The sequence below is a fragment of the Blautia aquisgranensis genome (assembly GCF_040096615.1).
Taxonomy (GTDB): domain Bacteria; phylum Bacillota; class Clostridia; order Lachnospirales; family Lachnospiraceae; genus Blautia_A; species Blautia_A aquisgranensis.
Window position 1 is genome coordinate 72,799 of record NZ_JBBMEJ010000015.1, and the last position, 21,090, is coordinate 93,888.

The following is a 21,090-nucleotide window of genomic DNA, read 5'->3' on the forward strand; positions in this document are numbered from 1 at the left end:
CAAAAAGTAAGGTATCAATTAATAAATCTGTTTACCATATTTTTTTATCTCCTTAAGATATATCCTTCCGGAAAAAGCAATGTGAGGAAGTTCATGAAATTCTGCGCTTTCGGGGCAGATCGGACGGTACAGGGGATCTGCCAGGATATGCTTTGCTGTTTTCAGTTTTTCTTCCATGGCTTCTTCTCCCTGAACGGCCTCATCTCCCGGACGGAGCAGGCCCGCCGTGATCTCAAGAGGACAGAGAAGCTGAACTCTTTTTTTATATTTTTTTTCGATCATTGCTGCAAGGGAGCCCATGGTGACAGGCTCTCCGATGATCGTAAGCTCCGGGGAAAATTCCGTACCCGTTCTGTATTGTAAATCAGACTGGGCATTCAAATATATTACCTGCTCCGGTGTGACTTGCCATAATGCTTCCGTTCTCCCGTACTTCGCCTGATCCAAATTCACTTTCTGACAGCCCATCTGATTCTGTTGAATCTGTTCTTCCTGATCTCTACTTCTGTTCTCCTTCACAGCATTCCAAAGTGCTGCACAGATTTCCTCCATACAGCCATCCAACGGCGTTCCCACCACAAACGGCGTTCCGAATTTTTCCCGCAGCACATTTGCAGCCGGGATTCCCACTGAAGACACCACAAGATTCACATCCGCTTCTCCTGCCTTTGCAAGTGTCTCCAGTGTATCCCCCATAGCCCAGGTGGAAAGCACCTCAAAGCCAGACTGCTCCAGTCTTTTTTTCATATCATCCACTAACAGTTGCGGACCGAAATCCAGAGGTGTCACTCCAAGGAGATTTACTTTCAGTCTCTGTATCTCTTCCTTGTCGGGCAGCACTTTATCTTTATTTTTCGCTTTCACAAAAAGCCTTGCGATCTCCGCCAGGGCAAGTCCTGCCCCGTATACATAATCATGCATTCCGCTGGTGGGAACAGAAAACGCAGGGATTCCCGTCTCCGCAGTAAGGGCACGGGCAAGCCCTAGAAAATCCGTTCCGTTCATAAAAGGTATCGGCGAGCTTGCCAGGGCAATAAATTTCGGCTGCAGCTCCTCTGCCGCTTCCCGGATATCCGCAAGAAATTTTTCATCGTTTCCCATGATCGCGTCAATGTCCGTTAAACCGGATATAAAGATCAGACTGTCCTGCTCGTACCAGCGGATCTCGTCATGTGTATTGTAGGTAGAATTACAACCGGAGGGATCATGCATCACGGTCATTCCCCCAAGCTCATAAAGTGCGGAGCAGACGCCCGACACATCTGCGGTATAGATCGGTATGATTCGATATGCCTGTCTCATATGCAGCTTTCGCACCCCCATCCCTTGCGTACGATCAGATCCTCCGGATCTTTTTCTGTTTCAAAAGCCTCTGTCATCAGCTGTGCAGTACGACGTATTCCATCGAAGCCATAAAGACCTCCGCCCTGTACCATGTTGACAAAATTCCTGCTGCCCGTAAACCAGGCTGCTTTCTGCCCGATAGCAAGCACCTTTTTCTCCGGATGGCGGGATCTTACACGCATCTCCGGACGTATGGTGGAGATCAGCATAAGCTTCGGATAGTTTTTCTTCAGCCAGAAAAACACCTCTTTTTCCTCCGGACTGATACTGTCCAGAAAAACGGACTCTACCTGGAAACCATGGGTAAGGAGAAGCTTCGCAAGCCCCAGCGGCCTGGGATGAAAAAGATAGTCCAGCGCAATAGGTGTGTCACCGATGATCTCATGTGCATGGGAAAGCGCAGTCTCACAGTCCTGAATCTCACGCATAATATCCAGCCCAGCTGTTTGTTCTGAATCAATACCTGTTTCTACTGCCACGCTCCCTGATGTATCATTCTGTTTCTGCCCGTCTGTTCTGCTACAGTTCATTCGTCTCAAAGCTTCAGTCAGCTGTTTCTCCTGCTCTTCAATTTCCTCATAATCAAAGCTTCCCGGCAGATACAAAAAAGGCCGTTTCCATCGCTCAGCCTGAATAGAAGCTCCGAATTTTCCGGCAGGATAGCTGTCAAGAACCAGACTTCCTTCTCCAAGGCTCTCATATTCTTCCCAGTTTTTACACGCGGCGATTTCCCGAAGCCGGATTCCGTTTTTTTCCAGAATACGCCGGATATCTGCAGTCTCATCCAGTGCAAAATCACTGCCAAGAATCGTCACACTTGCCGGATCTGCCTCCCTCACCGGCACTGCGTCATACATGGCACGGCGCAGCTTCTGATCCGGTGTGGGGCCTGTTTTCTGCATGATCGGGTCCATAAAACACCGCATAAAAAAAATATCCGGAAAGCGCCTTTCCAGTTCCCCATAGATCCGATCCAGATCACTTCCCAGAAAATGATGCAGACACACCGTAAAAAGCAGAACCGCTTTCGGCTTTTTCGTAAGACGGTTCAGAACATCTGTCACTCCCTCGATGGTCACATCCTCCAGGTTTCCTCCAAGGAGATCCTTTTCCTCCACGATCACAAAGGAAAAACGGTCTGCCGCATTCATCTCCGCTGCCGTGAGCACAACACCCCGCATGCAGTTATCTGCACAGACATAGATCTGCTGAGCCTCCGGAACCAGCATCCCGGTATGCACGATATTCCAGTTTCCATGAGCCGGGGAATTAAATTCTAGTCCTGCTGCAAACGGTGCCGGAAAAGCCGCTTCCCCGATGGGTACTTCTGTTTTTTCACGGATTTCTGCACTTCCAACTCTTTTCAGCATAAGGTGTCCTCCCCGCAGACTTTTAAGATCTGTGCTGCCAGCGTCCGATATTCCCTGGCCATCTCACTGTCCGGAAAAGCTTCCAGAACTGTTTTTCCCTGCTCCTCTGCTTCCAGTACAAGTGCACTTCTGGAAAGGGTTCCCACAATATCCGTATGAAAATCCTCCGCCAGTTCCTGCACTTTTTCTTCTTCCCTGGGCACATTCCGTCGGTTCAGGATAATACCTCCAAGAGTTGCATAGCCTCTGTTCCGAAAATTTTCTACTGCCATGGCAATGTTTGCGCCTGCATGGATCGCCATATTTTCTCCGGAGGTGATGATAAATACCTTATCCGCGTAACCACCACGCATGGGCATGGAAAAGCCGCCGCATACAACATCTCCGAGCACATCATAAAAAACAATGTCCGGTTTATAGGACTCATACGCACCTGTCTCCTGAAGTTTTTCCAGTGCTGTGATGATGCCCCGTCCCGCACAGCCAAGTCCCGGCGTGGGGCCGCCGGCTTCCACGCACACCACGCCGCCGTATCCTGTGGTAGTTATATCCTCCAGTTTCAGATCCTGTCGTTTTTCATTATAAAGATCCAGCACTGTGGAGATTTTTTTTCCATGACGAAGCAGGATCGTGGAATCCGCCTTGGGATCACAGCCGATCTGCATCACCTTCATTCCTTTTTCCGCAAGGGCAGCTGCCATATTGGAAACAGTTGTGGATTTTCCGATGCCGCCTTTGCCGTATACTGCGATTCTGATCATTTTCTGTCCTCCGCTTTTGTGATCACATTTGAATAGGCTGTTTTTGCAGACACCCCTTTGAGACGCCCGATCTTTCCGGATAAAGAGCTGATCACATCCTGCGGCGCATCAATGGCAATGCTGATAATGTTGATGCCTTTTTCCCGGTAGGGAATTCCCATTCTCCCGATAATATATTTTCCCGCTTCGTGAAGAAAACGGTTGATGTCATCGATCACGTCGTTGTTTTCCACGATGATCGAGATCAGTGCCACTCTCGTATCCATAAAAACTCCTTTCCGGTCAGACACTTTTATTTACTGTCCCATTTATCGTACATATAAAAATCAGCAGATTCTTGGCAGAAGCTCTCCACCAGGCTGCGGAAGAAGTGCCTGTGTTCCGATCTCAGTCGTCATAACAACCTTTCCCGGCTGGTCAGCTGTGGCCTCACCGATGATCGCTGCGTTTTCGGAATATGGACATTTATGAAGTGCTTCCACGATCTTTTCTGCCTCTTCCCTCGGTGCCATGATCACCATACGGCCTTCACAGGCAAGATAAAGGGGCTCCAGTCCAAGCATGCCGCAAACACCCTTTACCTCCGGTGCCACAGGTACTGCTGCCGCATCCAGACGGATTCCCACATTACTCTGACCTGCAATCTCATAGAGAACCGTTCCCACACCGCCTCTTGTGGCATCACGGATCACGTGAAGCTCATGCGTTGCATTCATCACTTCTTTTACTGTTCCCCATAACGGAGCGCAGTCACTTGTCACATCTGCCTCGATTCCGAAATCCTCTCTTGCCAGAAGAATGGTACATCCATGGCGTCCCACATCACCGGTTACGATAATGGCATCACCGGGCTTCGCAAGCTCGCCACCCACCTGAACGCCTTCCTGGATCTCACCCATTCCTGTAGTTGTGATAAAGACTCCGTCAACCTGTCCTTTTCCTGCCACCTTGGTATCACCGGAAACAATACGCACGCCTGCTTCCTTCGCTGTTTTTTCCATGGCAGAAGCAATCTCCTCCAGTTTTTCCATAGGGAAGCCTTCTTCGATCACAAAGGCACAGGTAAGATACAGAGGCTTCGCCCCCATACAGGCAAGGTCATTGACTGTTCCGCATATGGAAAGCTTTCCGATATTTCCTCCCGGAAAGAATGCCGGTGAAACAATAAAGCCATCGGTGGATACTGCCATTTTTCCCACAGGCGGAGCCAGAACTGCCGCATCATCTGCAGTAAGATCCGGGTTTGCAAAATGTGCTTTAAATACCTGGTCAATAAGTTCTGAGGTCTGACGTCCTCCGGCACCATGTGCCATTGTCACTGTTTTATTTTTATTCTCCATGATCCTCATCTTCTTTCTGTCTTTCATTCATTTCCATACATAAAATATGCAGAACAGGCTCCTTCATTAGATACCATGCAGGCACCTACCGGATGCTGCGGTGTACAGACCTTTCCAAACACCTTACAGTCGGAAGGCCTGCATTTTCCCTGAAGCACATCCCCGCAGCGGCATGCAGGATTCGGTTTTCCCTGGATCGGTGGCACTGCATATTTCTTTCTGGCATCAAAAGCTTCCCATTCTTTCCGGAGCTCCAACCCGGAATCCGGGATCACTCCCAGCCCCCGCCATTCCGAATCGCAGGGCTCCATCAACTCTTCCATCAGTTTCTGTGCCTGCGGGCTTCCTTCGCTTTTTACCACACGCGGGTAGCAGTTTACAAAGAACGGCTTTCCTTCCTGGAATCGCACCAGGGCAACAGCCAGCGCTGTAAGAAGCTCTTTGGCTGTAAAGCCTGCAACAACGCCGCTGATTCCTTCTTCTGCCAACTGCTCACAGAGCGTTGTTCCTGTGATCGCGTTCACATGTCCCGGATAAAGAAAAACATCTGCGCTTCCTTTTAATGCCTGATAAGCCTGTGGCATGGTCTTGTTTGCCACCAGCAGCGAATAGTTGGAAAGCCCGTCCTCCTTCGCTTTTTTCACGGAAAGACATCCCGAGGGCGTGGTCGTCTCAAAGCCTACCGAGAGAAATACCACCTGCTCATCCGGATGTTCTGCGGCGTATTTTTCCGCATCTGCCGGAGAATAGACGATGCGGATCCTGGCTCCCTCTGCCCTGGCGTCTGCAAGACTCTTTTTTGTTCCCGGTACACGGACAAGATCTCCGAACGTACAGATCGTCACCTGCTTTTCCAACGCAAGATAAACAGCCTCATCAATAAAACCTACCGGCGTCACACAGACCGGACAGCCTGGTCCTGAGATCAGCTCCACCTGGGGCGGAAGAATCTTACGTATTCCCAGCCGGAAGATCTCATGTGTATGGGTTCCGCACACCTCCATGATCCGCACTGCAGGTCCACGGTAGTCTTCTATGATCTCTTTTGCGGTTCTTTTCTTCTCTTCCATCACAACAGCTCCTCCATCAGCTGATCCGTTTCCTCTTCATCATCGTCTGTGATCTTTGCGATGGCCACTCCTGCATGAACCATCACATAATCTCCCGGTTCCAGATCCTCAAGAAGCTGTGCACTGACCTCACGTTTTGCTCCGCCTGCATCCACTACTGCAGTACCGTCGCTGATCTTTACTACTTTTGCTGATAATCCTACACACATATCAAATTTCCTCCTTCTCCATGGCGGAACTCACATCCCCTGTCCGCTTTGCATTCAGATAAGCCATACCGTAAGCTGCCTGTCCCAGTGCGATCCCACCGTCATTTGGCGGGATCAGACTATGTTTGAGTACCTGAAAGCCTTTCCTTAAAAGTCCCTCATCTGTCAGCTTGAGAAGCAGCCGGTTCTGAAAAACTCCGCCGCTTAAAGCAGCTTTTCGGATTCCTGTTTCTTTTTCCGCCGCCTCACAGGCTGAGATGATCTGTTCCGCCAGACCTGCATGGAACTCATATGCAAGCTGCCCGGAATCCACACCTTCCAGCCTTTCTTCCACCAGATACCGGACAAGTCTGTCTGTATTTAAAACAAATTTTCTTGTATCTTCTGATTCTGTCAGATCCGATGAATCCGGATTCCATACCATTACTTCGTTCTCTCTGACAGCATTCCGATTCTTTTTTTCCAAAAGCTCCTGTGCTTCTTTTGGATTATTTTTTTCCCATTCTTCGGCTGCAAACTCCAGTGCTGTGGAGGCTTCGCCCTCAAAGGTTGATGCTCTCCGGATTCCCAGGATCGCGCTGACCCCGTCAAAAAGCCGTCCTGCACTGGTAGATGTTACTGCATTGATCTTTCTCTGCGCCATAGCCACCAGCACCTTGCATTCCTTCTCTGTGCAAAGTCCCAGTTTTTGGACTGTAATAAAGGTTTTTTCCTGATCATCATAATTCTGCCCGATCAGGGAAACCGCGATCCGCCATCCTTCCTTTGCAGAAAGATCTCCACCCACCTGCGTAAACGGCTGAATGCTTCCAAGTCTTGTAAATCCTTCATGATCTGCCAGCAGAATCTCTCCGCCCCAGATCGTTCCGTCCGTTCCGTAGCCGGTTCCGTCAAAAGAAACGCCGATCACTTTTTCCTGGCAGTCGTTCTCTGCCATACAGGATAAAATGTGTGCATAATGATGCTGCACCTTCAGAACCGGCAGCCCTGTTTCTTCTGCCACTACTGTGGAATTGTACCGTGGATGCAGATCACATACCACCACCTCCGGCTGAACCTCCAGAAGAGTCTCCAGTCTTCCCATTGTCTCTTTCAGGGCTTTTACTGTGCGGATATCCTCCAGATCTCCCACATACGGGGACGGATAAAAGCGGTTATCCACACCAATGCAGAAAGTATTCTTAAGCTCTCCACCTGCTGCGATCACCTGTCCCCTCCATGGTGTGGAAACCATGAACGGAAGCGGTGCATATCCGCGTGAACGCCGGATCATGTACGGCTCCCCTTTATAAAAATCCATCACTGAGTCATCTGCCCGGATACGTATCTTGCGGTTATGGGAAAGAATACAGTCGCAGAGATGAGAAAGCTCTGCCTCTGCCTCCGCATCATCCCGGCAGATCGGCGCACCGGATGTATTTCCACTGGTCATCACCAGAAGCTTCGGCATTTCGATCCCGTCATCATAGCAAAAAAGAAGAAGCTGCACCGGCGCATAGGGAAGCATCATGCCAACCTTGGGATTCCCCGGGGCAATGCTCTCGCAAAGCTTCTCAGACGCATCGCTGTCTCTCTCCGGAGATGAATCGTATTTATCCAGCAGAAGAATCGGCTTCTGATGTCCGGTAAGGATTTTTTCCTGTTCCTCACTGACCTGGCACACTGCCTTCACCGTCTCCAGATTCTGGGCCATCACTGCAAAGGGCTTCACCGGCCGCCGTTTCCGTTCCCGGAGAAGCTTTACTGCCGTCTCACTGGTTGCATCACAGCAGAGATGAAAACCTCCGATTCCCTTGATCGCCACGATTCCCCCGGAAGCGATCACACGCCTGGTTTCCGTGATCGCAGCACGCCCTTTCTCTTTTCTTCCAAGAAGATAAACCTCCGGTCCACAGTCATTGCAACAGACAGGCTGGGCATCGTACCGTCTTGTGTCCGGATCATTATACTCGTCCGCACAGGACGGACACATGGGAAATTCTTTCATGCTGGTCCGCTCCCTGTCATAAGGAAGAGAATCCAGGATCGTCAGCCGCGGCCCGCAGCAGGTGCAGTTAATAAACGGATGCAGATACCGCCTGTTTTTCGGATCAAACATTTCTTCTTTACATTCATCACAGATCGCGATATCCGGTGAAACAAAGATCTCGCCCTTTGTCTTTTCACTCTCGATAATATCAAACTGTGTAAATTCCGGTGCATCCTCCACCGGTTCTGAAAGAAGCTTCAGGATTGCGGCACGTTTCGGTGGTCTGTTTTCAATATCTCCGATAAACTTCTCCACCGCTTTAGCTTCTCCCTGGGCAAAAATCTCCACATAAGGACCTTTATTGGACACACTTCCCCCGATTCCCCTGGCTGCCGCATGCCTGCTCACAGTGGGACGAAAACCCACACCCTGTACGATCCCGTAAACGCGGATCATTTTTGTAATTTCATGCTCCATATCGTTCTCCGTTCCCTGTAAAAACTGCCTTTTATCTGCACTTTCCGGATACTGCAAAATGCACCGCATCCACAAACTCTCCCTGAAATCCCGGTGTCATCCGCTTCATACAGGGATCTGCAAAGATCACATCATATCCCCCGTTTTCCACAAGAGAAATGTAATCCTCCTCATCGCGAAGTGCCACATCTCCCTCTTCAAGGAGCTCTTTTTCCATGGAAAACCAGCTGGCCACGGTGATCTCTGTTTTCCCTCCACGCTGCCTTATCACATCACGCATGGAGTTCGCGATCACCTGCTGCTGAACAATAAGAGCCTTTTTTCCGGAATAATCCATATCCGGCACCAGCTCCTCTGCCAGCGGATATCCCACCTCGTAAGGTGTGCCAAAAGTTTTCTCAAGATATTTCGCACATTCCAGTGCCGCCGGTGAAACTACGATATTTTTTTCCGCAGAAGAAGCTTTTTTCACCTGGGTAAGCCCGGATCCCATTCCATAGCACACAGCTTCCAGCCCCTGTGCGTGGAATTTTTCCCGGATCTTATCCGCAGTGCCCGGATCACTGACATCCTGCGGTGTCATTCCCAGGATCCCAATCCTGCCGGATTCTGTCGGAAACTTCTCCCCGGCAAAGGTTCGGAACAGCTCCAGATATGCTTTTCGCTCCCCTGCATCATAAAGTTCCATTCCGTCTGTATCTATGGCCAGGATGGGAAGCTCTGTCTTTTTTTCGCACATGCGTCTGAGTGCCCGGTAGTCTGTTCCGATCACAGCAGGCACCGGTGTTCCGATCACCGCCGCAAAACCTGCATCGATTTTTTCCGCTGCATCCACAAGCTTGGCGACCAGTCGATCATCCCGCCCCAGGATCGCATCCATATCCCGGAGCCCTGCACTGAATACCGCACTTTTTTTCCCGAACCATCTGGGCTCATCAAAGCCGCATACATTTCCTGTGCATCCGCCGGCATCACAGATCACAAGGATTCCGCCGAATTCATACAAAACAGACACTGCCCCGGACTGATCCGGCGCAAAAGGTGTCAGATATTTCCGAAGTCCTCTCATGGCTTTTCCTCCCTCTGTTCCATCACAGCTTCCGCAAGTGCCTCAAACAGCCGCCGTACACCTGCATATCCGTAAGGCTGCCGATCCTGGTTCCAGACCACCCCCGGCTGCTCCGGGTGATAATACAGCGCATCTTTTCCTATGGTCAGATTGACTCCGCTCTCAGATGGGTCATAGTACAGCATGGTCGGTTCCATATTGGAAAAAATCTTCGTCTTCGGGCTTAACTCTGCCAGCTTTCGTATGTATACAAAATTCTCTGCTGTAATGGTTCCGTAGATTTCCCGCACCGCAAAACCATATCGCACCAGTGCCAGTGCCAGCTCAAAGGGATCACCGTTCATACACTCTCCCACTGCAAAAGCAGCATCCGGACAGACTTCCCGGAAATGTTCCACCGCAGCTTCCGCCTCTGCCCTGTATTTTTCCTGGTCAAAGGAAACGCCCAGAACCTGTCCCAGTGCCTGGTACTGGTTCCCGATCTTATCCATCTGATAAAGTCTCTTCAGTTCAATAAACGGGATCTTCAGACGGTTATGAAAATCCTCCGCTGCAAAACGTGCCTCCGGGTGCAGCACCAGATTAAAATTCGCCTCAGCCATAGTCTGATATTCTGCATAATCTTTGCATCCGGAAATCTCATGGATCGTCCTGACTCCTGCCTGATGCAGCAGATCATAGAGTTCACAGTCATCCACAAGCGGAGAAAAAAATCCCAGCAGATTGACCACGTTTCCTTTTTTCTTCCGGTGCTCCAGAAGGGAATACAACGACTGCCGCACATGTACCATAGGCGGCTTTCTTCCCTCACGGGTCAGCGCATACATATAGCAGGGACGCACCGGAATATTCACCTTCTCCTCTGCCTTCCTGCAGACACGTTCCATATCCGTTCCAAGAAGTGCATCCACACAGGTGATGCAGATCATTACCACAGAAGGCTTCTTCTCGCAGAAGTCGCAGATTTCCTTCACTGCCTTCGGGATTTTTTTCAGATGGCGCCCTGTGACAATATCCGTCTCATCCATCATCAGATAAAAAAAGCGGTCATTGTACTCCGGCATGGAACTGATGAGAGATGTATTTCTTCCGCAACAGCCTGGTGCCACGATCAGCATAATGGAATCCGGCACTGCAAGTCCTGCACGCTTCACACCGAAGCCCTCTGCTCCCGGAGAATTAAAAGCCAGTGTAGCCGGTGAGCTGTAGATCAGATGCTTTCCGGAGATCATCTGCGGCGGAATCTTATCTGGCCCAAGCTGTTCCAGTTCTTCTGCTGTTGCAAAATATGCTTCCTGCTTCATACGTCCTCCTTTTCAGCCACATCCGCAGCACCTGACTCCGTAATTTCATCTGCATCAGCCTCGGCTGCATCATTTTCCAGTAATTTCCTTGCCAGTGCAAAAAATCTTCCGCTGATCTCAGACTTCTCATCTCCTTCGATCACCGTTTTTCCCTGATCCTCCCAGCGGATGATCTCATCACTACGCGGAATCTCCCCAACAATGGGAATGTTGCTTTTCTCTGCAAAAGCCTTCACCTTCTCTGTCTCATTCTCCACATTTCTGTGGTTCAGCACGATACCGAAGATCCTGGCGTAGCTTCGGTCCTCAAAATTCCGCACAGCCCTTGAAATATTGTCAGCTGCATAAAGTGCCATCTTCTCACCGGATGTAACGATGAGGACTTTTTCCGCATAGCCCTCACGGATCGGTGCCGCAAAACCGCCGCACACCACATCTCCAAGCACATCATAGAGCACCACATCCGGCTTCCAGGTTTCAAAAAGCTTCAGATCCTCCAGAAGCTGAAAGGTTGCGATAATTCCCCTTCCTGCACAGCCAAGCCCCGGTGTAGGGCCTCCTGTCTCGATACATAAGACGCCGCCAAATCCTTCTTTCGAGATATCGGTCAGTTTCTCCGGTTCCTCATCCTCTTCTCTCATATAATTCATTACCGGGCGCAGCGGTTCCCCTCCCAGAAGATTGATCGTGGAATCCGCCTTCGGGTCACATCCGATCTGGATCACTCTTTTTCCCATGGCTGCAAAAGCTGCCGCCAGATTGGAGGTCACTGTGGACTTCCCGATACCGCCCTTTCCGTAAACTGCTACTTTCAGCATAAGCTCCTCCCATAATAGCCGTGTCTGTCACCACAGATATTTTCAATAAAAAAACTCCTTCACGCACAAGGTGAAAGAGTCCGGTATCCTGCACGCAAGGCCTGAAAGCCCTGCCCCATGAACATCAATTCCCGCTCGGATATTCCTTGCCGTCAAAGTTCCTCTTCTGTCCTGCCAGAACATCGGAGGCTGTTCTTCTATATATTTTTTCCTGTCAGCTCATCCGGATAAAAAGAATATTTGTTCATTCCGTCTGATTTTTTCTGTTTTTATTATACAATGCCGTATATTAGTGAGTCAATTGCAACTCTGGCTTTTTACACAAAAAAACGGTTTCTCATCGAAATATTTTTAAACATTTCGACGAGAAACCGTTCTCTGATCTGCCGGAACAAAATCCTCCGGTATTTTTTTACTGAATAGAGACTACATGGTATCCTCTGTCCTCTACGACTCTCTTAAGTTCTTCTTCTGAGATCTCTCTGTCATAGGAAACCACTGCCTCACCTTTTTTGAGGTTTACTTTTGCTGCCGCACCATCAATACGGTTGATCGCTCTTGTGACACTGGCCACACAGTTCTCACAGTGCATGCCTGTGATCTTCATAGTCTTCTCACCAAGCTTCGTTCCGTCCAGCTTTTTCTTCGGAATGTCCGGCTTTCCGGCTCCACCGCCACAGCAGGCGCCTTCGCCTTTCAGATGTTTGTATGCGCCTTTTCCGGCAAACACCATAATGATAAGAACGATAATGACGACAATTGCATTTGCCATTTTCTTATGCCTCCTGTTTTTATCTGTGTACTCCACTGCAGCCGGAGCATCCGGAACAATGGCCGGAGCATCCGCCGCCGCAGCCACTGGTACGTGTATTTCCGGCACAGCCTACACAGCTTAAGCCCTGTTTTTTTCTTGAATAAAGATAATGGATCACAAATACTCCATATGCGATCACAAGTGCCAGTACAATAATATCCGCTATCATACTCATATCTTTCATCCTTTCTATGTCTCAGCCGACAGGTATTCGACCGTCAGCTGCATTTACGGTTTCTCACAAAAATCTTTTTTTCAGGAATCATTATATCACAGAAGGCCAGGTATTTACATACCCGGCCCTCTTACGTGCTTATCATTTCCACTGCTTTGGGCAGCTTCATTTCCAAGCTTATATACCGGATCTTTACTGTACCACCGGTATTCGATTATTCTGCTGCCTGTACAGATCTTCTTGTAACATCATTCTGGTTCTTATACGGATCCGGTCTGAACAGCAGGAAGAGCAGGATCGCCACGAGGATCAGTGCTACAACTGTTCCAACTCCGAAAGCACCGGTGCCTGTGACAACCAGACCGATCTGGTATACACAAAGTGTTACAACATAAGCAAATACGTTCTGGAAGATGATCGCAAACCAGAACCATTTTCTGGACTGCATCTCATGTGCCATTGTAGAGATTGCTGCAAGACACGGAGAATCAAGCAGGTTGAACAGCAGGAAGGAGAATGCTGCTACTGCACTCGGGAACCATGCTTTGATGGCTGCTCCAACGATCATAGTATCCTCAGCATCATCACCAGCTACGTTTGCAAGTACACCCATGGTACTTACGATAGACTCTTTTGCGGAGAATCCGGAGATGGAGGCTGCAACCGGCTGCCATTTACCAAATCCGAGAGGGGCAAAGATCGGAGCAAGGATACCGCCAAGGATAGCCATGATACTGTCGTTGCTGTCCTCAACAAATCCGATTCCGCTTCCTGTATTTCCGATGCTGGAAAGGATCCACATGATAACTGTTGCAAGGAAAAGAATTGTACCGGCTTTGATGATGAAGCCTTTCAGTCTCTCCCAAACATGAAGCAGAACTGTCTTTACAGACGGAATATGGTACTGCGGAAGCTCCATTACGAACGGAGCAGGTTTACCGGAGAACGGTTTTGTTTTCTTCAGGATGATAGCAGATACAAGAACTGCTACAACACCGATGAAGTACATCAGTGGTGTGATGAAACCAGCTGCTACATAATCACCAGTTACATAAGCTGTCATGATACCACCCATAAGAGCGATAACAGGAAGCTTAGCGCCACAAGGAATAAAGGTAGCAGTCATGATCGTCAGACGACGGTCATTGTCAGCCTCGATAGTCTTGGAAGCCATGATTCCAGGGATTCCGCAACCAGAGGAAATAAGGAGCGGGATGAAGCTCTTTCCGGAAAGTCCGAAATGACGGAATACACGGTCCATGACGAATGCGATACGAACCATATAACCACAGTCCTCAAGGATGGAAAGGAACAGGAACAGGATCGCCATCTGTGGAACGAATCCAAGTACTGCACCAAGGCCACCGATAACACCGTCAGATACAAGGCTTACCAGCCAGTCAGCAACACCAACGCCACTAAGTGCACCGGATACGACTTCCTGAATGGTTCCAACGAAGCTGTCGTTGGTCCAGTCTGTTACCATGGTACCTACTGTTGTTACAGATACATAATAAACAATGAACATTGTCAGGATGAAGATCGGAAGACCGAGGATACGGTTTGTTACGATACGGTCGATCTTATCAGAAACTGTCATCTTATTTCCGCTTCTCTTGACATTTGCGGAAACTACCTTCTGTATGTACTGATATCTTCCGTCTGTCACGATACTCTCTGTATCATCATCTTCTGTCTGCTCAAGCTTAGAGGCGATTTCCTCAATTCTGGACTGTGCAGAAACCGGAAGACTCAGGCCTTCTTTTACCTTGCTGTCTCTCTCGAGAAGCTTTACTGCATACCATCTTCTGTTCTCTTTGGCGATCGTTTCCGGAACAAACTCCTCGATCTCATTGACTGCCTTCTCAACAGCCTTCGGGAATTCCATCTGTTTAGATGGTACTCTATGCTGGTTCGCACATTTGATTGCCTCATCAACAACCTCCTTAAGACCTGTTCCTTTAAGAGCAGATGTCTCAACGATCGGGCATCCAAGTGCGGAGCTTAAGCCTTTTACATTGATGTTGATATTGTTCTTCTTAAGAAGGTCCACCATGTTAAGTGCGATAACAACCGGGATACCGATCTCAAGAAGCTGTGTGGCAAGGTACAGGTTTCTCTCGATGTTTGTTGCATCAACAAGATCGATGATCACATCCGGTTTTTCTTTCAGAAGGTAATCACGGCTGACAACCTCCTCAAGTGTATACGGGGAAAGTGAATAGATACCCGGAAGGTCTGTTACTGTTACATCCTTCTGGTTTTTCAGTTTTCCCTCTTTTTTTTCTACAGTAACGCCTGGCCAGTTACCAACATACTGGTTAGCACCTGTAAGCGCATTGAACATTGTAGTCTTACCACAGTTCGGGTTTCCGGCAAGAGCTATTGTTACAGACATTTTGCATCCTCCTTTTTGTTCAGATCAGAGCCTGCCGCTCTGTCATTTTTCGAAGTTTATTTCTGCTTTACTTCCACACATGCGGCGTCATGCTTACGCAGGGAAAGCTCATAACCTCTGATGGTGATCTCAACCGGATCTCCAAGAGGAGCTACCTTGCGGATATAAACCTCGCTGCCTTTTGTGATTCCCATGTCCATGATACGACGCTTATAAGCCGGGTCACCGGTGATCTTGGACACAACTACTGTAGAACCTACTGCTGCATCACGTAAAGTCATTTCTCATTTCCTCCCTGTTTATATTCTATATAATGAATTTCATCATCACACCATAATGTGTCTTGCCATTTCCTTATTGACTGCCACTCTGGAATCCTTGATGTTCACGATCAGGTTACCGTCAAACTGGGAAACGACTGTTACTTCTGCATTCTCCACAAATCCAAGTCCTGCAAGAAATCTTCTTGTATCCTCTGCTCCGGAAATACGTTTGATCGTGCCGGTATCGCCTGACTGTAAAAATAAAATCGGCTGCATAGAAGTCCCTCCGTTTCTTCCTATTAATTAACTTCATCTAATTAGTTAATTCTAACTCAAAGGTTAGTTTATACTAAGTTTTTTCAAATGTCAATCCCTTAAATGAAAAAAGTTAATCAAAATTAATTTTTTATAAAAAATATATAAAAAGAGCTCCTGCATTTTCGTATACGTTCTGTCACTCTGACAGTTGTATATTTCTTTACAGGAACTCTTTTTTGATTGATAGTATTTTCTGTTGCTGTATTAGTGGATCTGGTCATCCAGAAGCTTCAGGATCAGATTCTCTGTCTCCTGGATTCCATAGCTTGCACTGTTGATGCAAAGATCATAATTCTCCGGTTTGCCCCAGTGTGCGCCGCCGTAGAAATTATAATACTTTTTGTGCTGGGCATCCATTTTTTTCAGAAAACGCACAGCTTTTTTCATATCCATCTTCCGCACATCCATGACATGCTGTACACGTATGGCAAAAGGTGCCGTGATGAACAGGCTGATATGTGGAATGTGATTGTTCTTAAGGATCGCATCCGCACATCGTCCCATAATGATACAGTCTTCTTTTGATGCAAGGTCACAGATCAGGTCACTCATATTGAAGAATACCGCATCCTGCTTCGGAAGTCCGTGATAACGGTTGAATTCACGGAACCATCCTTTCAGGTCAAAACGTTTCTTCGTTTCATACTTATTGAAATCTGCGAAATATTCAGCATCATTGACTGCACCTTTTTCCGCCTCGAGGCGTCTTAAAACCTGGTCAAAGATCTCCACATCATAATAATTGATACGAAGCTTATCTGCCAGACCGAAACCGATATCATTACCGGCACTTCCCTGCGTACGGCTGATACAGATGACCAGATGATCATCGCCGGAGATTTTTTCCCTGTGCTTGATCATGTGATTGAGCTGTACACGCTCCTTGTCCATGATGTCTGTTGCAACAAAGGTTTCCGGCAGTGTGAGGATCTCCTGAAAGATCTCATCATACTTCTTCATCAGGCGGCTTTTTTCTTCCTTGTCCTTGATGGTTCTGGCCATGTTGCTGATCAGCGCCATCTCGCTCCGGAGAAGATGTCCGTCCGGCTTGGTGTACATCAGGGCACTTAAGTTCCGGATAGTACTCTCCTCATCACCGGTGAAGGTACGTCCAAGGGAAGATCCTACGCTCTCATAAACCTCGCCGTCCAGCTCATAAAGTCTGGTGGCAAGCTCTCTGCATTTTTCACGAATGTTGTTCTCCTGCATATTGATCCTCCTCCCTTATAAAAAGAATACCAGCATATCGATGATGAACACCGGTACCAGGAAACAAATGGACCAGCCGAGATATCCAAAGAAGGACGGCATATTGATACCATTTTCGTCAGAAAGTGTCTTGACCATAAAGTTCGGTGCATTACCGATATATGTATTGGCTCCCATAAATACAGCACCACAGGAAATCGCGGAAAGCAGCTTCACCGGAACAGTTCCAAGAGAAGTAACGATTCCGTTTGTGAATCCCAGTGTTCCCGCAGTTGTAAGGAATACCAGATAGGTCGGTGTATTATCCAGGAAGCTTGAAAGTGCTCCTGTTGCCCAGAACATCTCAAACGGCTTGGTAATTCCAAGGTTCGGTCCCACAGCCTTGAGAAGCATCAGAGCCGGCTGCATGGTAATAAAGATACCGATGAAAAGTACTGCAACCTCTTTGATCGCACCCCAGGTAAAATGGTTCCGGATACGGATCTTCTTGTCGGTTGTCTTAAAGGACAGAAATGCAGCTACAAGAATCAGAACGATCTCGATGATCGCCGGGAAAGTCAGTGTCACTTCTCCGAAAATATGAAGACCTCTTACATTTCCTGCAGCATCCTGGAATGCAGGAACACTTGGCAGCACACCACTTAAGATAACTCCTGCAACGATCATCACAAGGAAAATGATGTTGTGAAGACCTTCGATCTTAAACTCGGTACCAGGCTTGCTGATGTCCGGTTTACGTCCGTCAGCGATATCCCTCTTATAGGAACGCATGTCCAGATGATAGAACACAAACAGAAGGATCACCATATTGAAGATCAGTACCGGAAAAAGATGCAGGCTCCAGAAGAACGGAACTCCTCGCATGAAGCCCATAAGAAGCGGCGGATCACCGATCGGTGTCAGGCATCCACCCATGTTGGATACCATGAAGATAAAGAAGATCATAATGTGACCTTTTCTTTTTCTCCAGGAATTCATCTTGATCACCGGACGAACCATAAGCATACTGGCACCGGTAGTTCCGATGCAGCTTGAAAGTAAGGTTCCCAGTGCCAGAAGACCTACATTTACACGTGGCGAACCCGCAAAATCGCCTTCAACTGTAATGTTACCGGATACGCAGAATAATCCGAATAACAGAATGATAAATGTAAGATAGTCATTGATTACGCACTCAAGTACTGTTTCTGTTGCTTTTCCAGCGCCGTAAACAACAGCAAACGGAACGACCATGAGAATGATCCAGAATGCAACCACGATCGGCTGATGAGCTTCCCACCACTCACCTTTTACAAGTGGCATCACTGCGATACACAGAAGAAGCCCCGCAAAAGGAATACAAAGCCACAGTGGCACGGTTGCTGTTTTCTCACTGTTTCCCGCTGCCCATACACCCACAGGGCATGCCAGAAATACTGTCAGAAAAGTACACATGATGGTTAATAATTTTTTCAAAATTTTCACCCCTCACATAAATTTTTTAACCAGAGCAATTATATCATATGCGGTCGCAAAATCAACTGTGTGAATGTGCAATTTGCGGTCAGTATTTCGTATTTTTTTGTGCAACTTGTCGATGTCTGTTGTCTGTTTTTGTTCATTTTTTAACACACGATATGATTTTGGGAAGCATTATGATATGGATATTATATATTTTATATATATTTAGTGGTAGTGTGTTCACCATGCGGAGACGTTTGTCCGTGGGAAGATGGAGACATTAAAAGAAGTCCTGTCTGAAGAACTTTGTTATTTCAGGGATGGAGCATTATGGAGTAATTTTCCATAAATAACAAAAGCAGCACTTTCCCTGGCCTGACTGCCTTTGTGAAAAGTACTGCTTGTATTTGTATCTATTATTTACATTTTATTTTATAACATTATGCCATGCCGGATCCCGCCATAAAAATACACCTGTAAGCCCGAATTCCGGGCAGTTACAGCCTTTATGATTCCGGACTTATTCCATGCACTTGCCCAGGATCTCTGTCATCTTGTCGATGTCATCCTTTGTGATGATAAGCGGTGGAACGAGACGAAGAACATCGCTTCCTGCTGAAATCACAAGAAGACCCTTGGAAAGGGCTTTCTTCACTACATCGCCCACCGGACGTCCTTTGATCACGATCCCCTGCATGAAGCCTCTTCCTCTTCTGGTCTCTGCACAGTCGTATTTCTCAACCAGCTCATCCAGTTTTGCCTCCAGGTAAGGAGTCAGCCCCTGTACATGAGTAAGGATCTGGTCTTTTTCAAAAATCTCAAATACCTTGCTGACTGCCGCACATACGAACGGGTTTCCGCCGTAGGTTGTTCCGTGATCGCCCGGCTCGAGGGATGCTGCTGCTGCTTTTTTGTTCAGCACAAAAGCACCTACCGGAACACCACAGCCAAGTGCTTTCGCACAGGTCATGATATCCGGCTGAACACCGTAAGCCTGCCATGCAAAATAATGTCCGGTACGTCCCATACCGCACTGGATCTCATCCAGGATCAGGATGATATCCTTCTCATCACAGAGCTTTCTGAGACCTTCAAGAAACTCTTTTGTTGCCGGGTAGATACCACCTTCACCCTGTACGGTCTCTGCAATGATGGCGCAGGTTTTGTCTGTGACCTGAGCCTTTACGCTCTCAAGATCATTGAAATCAGCAAATTTCACACCACCCATCAGCGGCTCAAACGGCTCTCTGTAATGTGCAGTTCCTGTTACGGAAAGAGCACCGATGCTGCGGCCGTGGAAAGAATGGTTCATGGCAATGATCTCATGATCTGCATGTCCGTCCCTTGCATAGGCATATTTTTTGGCAGCCTTCAGAGCACCTTCAATCGCCTCAGTACCACTGTTTGTAAAAAATGCTTTTTCCATATGGCTTGCCTGTACAAGCTTGGCTCCTGCCTCAATGATCGGCTCATTGTAGTACAGATTGGAAATGTGCATCAGCTTGTCGATCTGCTCCTTCAGAGCATCGTCATATCCCGGATAATGATAACCCAGAGCATTTACAGCGATACCTGCTGCAAAATCCAGATACTCCTTACCCTCGGAATCATAAAGGTGACAACCCTCACCTTTTTCAAAAACTACCGGAAAACGGTTATATGTATGAAGAATACTAGCCTCGGATTCTTCCATCTGATCATGCATGTTCATTGTAATATTTCTCCCCATCGTCTTTTAAGATTGCGGTACCAATACCTTTGTTTGTAAAAATCTCAAGCAGTAAGCTGTGCGGAATTCTTCCGTCCAGGATATGCACCCGGTTTACACCATGCTCGATCGCATCGATGCAGTTTTTAAGTTTCGGGATCATGCCGCCGCCAACTGTACCATCTGTGATCAGCTGCTCTGCCTCATCCACGCCAAGCTCAGAAATCAGAGTGGACGGATCAGAAGCATCCCTGTAAACACCTTCAATATCCGAAAGAAAAGCAAGCTTCTCTGCATTGACAGCCTCAGCGATGGCACATGCCGCATCGTCTGCATTGATATTGTAGGAATCGAAATTCTCGTCAAAACCGATCGGGAACACGATAGGAAGGAAATCTCTTTCCAGAAGATCCTGGAGGATCTTAGGATTCACCTTTGTAATCTCGCCTACATAGCCGATGTCCTCACCCTTGGAAAGCTTCTTCTTGCACTGCAGTAATCCGCCATCCTTACCGCTGACACCAACAGCCTGCACACCAAGAGATTCAACCAGAGTTACCAGCTCTTTGTTAACTTTGGCAAGAACCATCTCTGCGATCTCCATGGTATCCTTATCCGTTACACGCAGACCGTTCACAAACCGAGGCTCCATGCCAACCTTACCAACCCAGCGGCTGATCTCCTTACCACCGCCATGAACAATGATCGGTTTGAAACCAACCAGCTTCAGAAGGACAGCGTCCTTGATAACATTACGCTTCAGCTCCTCATCAAGCATTGCGCTGCCGCCATACTTGATAACAACAATCTTGCGGTTAAACCGCTGGATATATGGCAGAGCTTCTATAAGAACCTCCGCTTTGTCAAGATATTTCTGATTCACCATATGTGATAACTCCTTTTTTTGAAAAATGTTATAGATTGAAAAAGTTTTTTTGTTTGGTTCACAGCTGATAGCTGTGGGGGATTTGCGAGGAGGGGAGGCACTCGAAGTTGCGAAGGCCGTTTCCCCTCCTCGCGCTCCTCCCCTCTGG

General features: G+C 47.9%; 20 protein-coding genes. All 20 read right to left on the reverse strand.

Features of this window, described 5'->3' with window-relative positions:
- Positions 1 to 18: 18 nt before the first annotated feature.
- The 20 genes from WMO28_RS12510 to argB all read right to left on the reverse strand — a co-directional run bounded on the left by WMO28_RS12510 (position 19) and on the right by argB (position 20,942).
- Positions 19 to 1,302 (reverse strand): nitrogenase component 1, encoded by a 1,284-nt coding sequence (locus tag WMO28_RS12510; RefSeq protein ID WP_178645054.1) that lies wholly within the window; start codon positions 1,300 to 1,302, stop codon positions 19 to 21.
- Positions 1,299 to 2,714 (reverse strand): nitrogenase component 1, encoded by a 1,416-nt coding sequence (locus WMO28_RS12515; protein WP_349057161.1) that lies wholly within the window; start codon positions 2,712 to 2,714, stop codon positions 1,299 to 1,301. Before WMO28_RS12515 ends, WMO28_RS12510 begins: the two co-directional genes overlap by 4 nt.
- Positions 2,708 to 3,475 carry a nitrogenase iron protein NifH gene (locus WMO28_RS12520; protein WP_349057162.1) on the reverse strand — a complete coding sequence of 256 codons (768 nt, stop codon included), beginning with the start codon at positions 3,473 to 3,475 and terminating at the stop codon, positions 2,708 to 2,710. The genes WMO28_RS12515 and WMO28_RS12520 overlap by 7 nt, the downstream gene beginning before the upstream one ends.
- Entirely contained in the window at positions 3,472 to 3,741 is a 270-nt protein-coding gene (locus WMO28_RS12525; protein WP_174096000.1) for a TM1266 family iron-only hydrogenase system putative regulator, read from the reverse strand. Before WMO28_RS12525 ends, WMO28_RS12520 begins: the two co-directional genes overlap by 4 nt.
- A gap of 60 nt (positions 3,742 to 3,801) precedes the next feature.
- On the reverse strand, positions 3,802 to 4,815 hold the full coding sequence (gene hypE / locus WMO28_RS12530; protein ID WP_178645060.1) for a hydrogenase expression/formation protein HypE: 1,014 nt from the start codon (positions 4,813 to 4,815) through the stop codon (positions 3,802 to 3,804).
- 23 nt (positions 4,816 to 4,838) lie between these two features.
- Positions 4,839 to 5,885, reverse strand: a complete 1,047-nt coding sequence (gene hypD, locus WMO28_RS12535) for a hydrogenase formation protein HypD (RefSeq protein ID WP_178645057.1) — start codon at positions 5,883 to 5,885, stop codon at positions 4,839 to 4,841.
- Positions 5,885 to 6,094 (reverse strand): HypC/HybG/HupF family hydrogenase formation chaperone, encoded by a 210-nt coding sequence (locus tag WMO28_RS12540; protein ID WP_021977517.1) that lies wholly within the window; start codon positions 6,092 to 6,094, stop codon positions 5,885 to 5,887. Before WMO28_RS12540 ends, hypD begins: the two co-directional genes overlap by 1 nt.
- 1 nt (position 6,095) lies before the next feature.
- Complete coding sequence (gene hypF / locus WMO28_RS12545; RefSeq protein ID WP_178645061.1) at positions 6,096 to 8,540, reverse strand: carbamoyltransferase HypF; 2,445 nt, start codon at positions 8,538 to 8,540, stop codon at positions 6,096 to 6,098.
- Between the two features lie 31 nt (positions 8,541 to 8,571).
- Complete coding sequence (locus WMO28_RS12550) at positions 8,572 to 9,609, reverse strand: nitrogenase component 1 (protein WP_178645058.1); 1,038 nt, start codon at positions 9,607 to 9,609, stop codon at positions 8,572 to 8,574.
- Complete coding sequence (locus WMO28_RS12555) at positions 9,606 to 10,913, reverse strand: nitrogenase component 1 (RefSeq protein WP_178645059.1); 1,308 nt, start codon at positions 10,911 to 10,913, stop codon at positions 9,606 to 9,608. The genes WMO28_RS12550 and WMO28_RS12555 overlap by 4 nt, the downstream gene beginning before the upstream one ends.
- Entirely contained in the window at positions 10,910 to 11,731 is an 822-nt protein-coding gene (locus WMO28_RS12560) for a nucleotide-binding protein (RefSeq protein ID WP_349057163.1), read from the reverse strand. The genes WMO28_RS12555 and WMO28_RS12560 overlap by 4 nt, the downstream gene beginning before the upstream one ends.
- Before the next feature lie 412 nt (positions 11,732 to 12,143).
- On the reverse strand, positions 12,144 to 12,503 hold the full coding sequence (locus WMO28_RS12565; protein WP_178642541.1) for a cation transporter: 360 nt from the start codon (positions 12,501 to 12,503) through the stop codon (positions 12,144 to 12,146).
- 19 nt (positions 12,504 to 12,522) lie between these two features.
- Entirely contained in the window at positions 12,523 to 12,720 is a 198-nt protein-coding gene (locus tag WMO28_RS12570; protein WP_178642543.1) for a FeoB-associated Cys-rich membrane protein, read from the reverse strand.
- A 214-nt stretch (positions 12,721 to 12,934) separates the two neighbouring features.
- Positions 12,935 to 15,118: a ferrous iron transport protein B gene (feoB, locus tag WMO28_RS12575; protein ID WP_349057164.1), complete on the reverse strand. Its 2,184-nt coding sequence runs from the start codon at positions 15,116 to 15,118 to the stop codon at positions 12,935 to 12,937.
- Between the two features lie 56 nt (positions 15,119 to 15,174).
- On the reverse strand, positions 15,175 to 15,399 hold the full coding sequence (locus WMO28_RS12580) for a FeoA family protein (protein WP_118062707.1): 225 nt from the start codon (positions 15,397 to 15,399) through the stop codon (positions 15,175 to 15,177).
- A gap of 45 nt (positions 15,400 to 15,444) precedes the next feature.
- A complete protein-coding gene (locus WMO28_RS12585) occupies positions 15,445 to 15,657 on the reverse strand; it encodes a FeoA family protein (RefSeq protein WP_118062708.1) in 213 nt (70 codons plus the stop codon).
- Positions 15,658 to 15,903: 246 nt separating this feature from the next.
- A complete protein-coding gene (locus WMO28_RS12590; RefSeq protein WP_178644804.1) occupies positions 15,904 to 16,908 on the reverse strand; it encodes a cytidylate kinase family protein in 1,005 nt (334 codons plus the stop codon).
- A 15-nt stretch (positions 16,909 to 16,923) separates the two neighbouring features.
- A complete protein-coding gene (locus tag WMO28_RS12595) occupies positions 16,924 to 18,363 on the reverse strand; it encodes a sodium:proton antiporter (protein WP_178644802.1) in 1,440 nt (479 codons plus the stop codon).
- A gap of 505 nt (positions 18,364 to 18,868) precedes the next feature.
- Positions 18,869 to 20,059 carry an acetylornithine/succinylornithine family transaminase gene (locus tag WMO28_RS12600; protein WP_178644800.1) on the reverse strand — a complete coding sequence of 397 codons (1,191 nt, stop codon included), beginning with the start codon at positions 20,057 to 20,059 and terminating at the stop codon, positions 18,869 to 18,871.
- Positions 20,046 to 20,942, reverse strand: coding sequence for an acetylglutamate kinase (gene argB, locus WMO28_RS12605; protein ID WP_349057165.1), 897 nt, complete (start codon positions 20,940 to 20,942; stop codon positions 20,046 to 20,048). The genes WMO28_RS12600 and argB overlap by 14 nt, the downstream gene beginning before the upstream one ends.
- Between the last annotated feature and the right edge of the window lie 148 nt (positions 20,943 to 21,090).

Bases quoted from the DNA above. Each gene is read 5' to 3' on its own strand.
- WMO28_RS12510 (WP_178645054.1), bottom strand. From the start codon at position 1,302: ATGAGACAGGCATATCGAATCATACCGATCTATACCGCAGATGTGTCG.
- WMO28_RS12515 (WP_349057161.1), bottom strand. From the start codon at position 2,714: ATGCTGAAAAGAGTTGGAAGTGCAGAAATCCGTGAAAAAACAGAAGTA.
- WMO28_RS12520 (WP_349057162.1), bottom strand. From the start codon at position 3,475: ATGATCAGAATCGCAGTATACGGCAAAGGCGGCATCGGAAAATCCACA.
- WMO28_RS12525 (WP_174096000.1), bottom strand. From the start codon at position 3,741: ATGGATACGAGAGTGGCACTGATCTCGATCATCGTGGAAAACAACGAC.
- hypE (WP_178645060.1), bottom strand. From the start codon at position 4,815: ATGGAGAATAAAAATAAAACAGTGACAATGGCACATGGTGCCGGAGGA.
- hypD (WP_178645057.1), bottom strand. From the start codon at position 5,885: ATGGAAGAGAAGAAAAGAACCGCAAAAGAGATCATAGAAGACTACCGT.
- WMO28_RS12540 (WP_021977517.1), bottom strand. From the start codon at position 6,094: ATGTGTGTAGGATTATCAGCAAAAGTAGTAAAGATCAGCGACGGTACT.
- hypF (WP_178645061.1), bottom strand. From the start codon at position 8,540: ATGGAGCATGAAATTACAAAAATGATCCGCGTTTACGGGATCGTACAG.
- WMO28_RS12550 (WP_178645058.1), bottom strand. From the start codon at position 9,609: ATGAGAGGACTTCGGAAATATCTGACACCTTTTGCGCCGGATCAGTCC.
- WMO28_RS12555 (WP_178645059.1), bottom strand. From the start codon at position 10,913: ATGAAGCAGGAAGCATATTTTGCAACAGCAGAAGAACTGGAACAGCTT.
- WMO28_RS12560 (WP_349057163.1), bottom strand. From the start codon at position 11,731: ATGCTGAAAGTAGCAGTTTACGGAAAGGGCGGTATCGGGAAGTCCACA.
- WMO28_RS12565 (WP_178642541.1), bottom strand. From the start codon at position 12,503: ATGGCAAATGCAATTGTCGTCATTATCGTTCTTATCATTATGGTGTTT.
- WMO28_RS12570 (WP_178642543.1), bottom strand. From the start codon at position 12,720: ATGAGTATGATAGCGGATATTATTGTACTGGCACTTGTGATCGCATAT.
- feoB (WP_349057164.1), bottom strand. From the start codon at position 15,118: ATGTCTGTAACAATAGCTCTTGCCGGAAACCCGAACTGTGGTAAGACT.
- WMO28_RS12580 (WP_118062707.1), bottom strand. From the start codon at position 15,399: ATGACTTTACGTGATGCAGCAGTAGGTTCTACAGTAGTTGTGTCCAAG.
- WMO28_RS12585 (WP_118062708.1), bottom strand. From the start codon at position 15,657: ATGCAGCCGATTTTATTTTTACAGTCAGGCGATACCGGCACGATCAAA.
- WMO28_RS12590 (WP_178644804.1), bottom strand. From the start codon at position 16,908: ATGCAGGAGAACAACATTCGTGAAAAATGCAGAGAGCTTGCCACCAGA.
- WMO28_RS12600 (WP_178644800.1), bottom strand. From the start codon at position 20,059: ATGAACATGCATGATCAGATGGAAGAATCCGAGGCTAGTATTCTTCAT.
- argB (WP_349057165.1), bottom strand. From the start codon at position 20,942: ATGGTGAATCAGAAATATCTTGACAAAGCGGAGGTTCTTATAGAAGCT.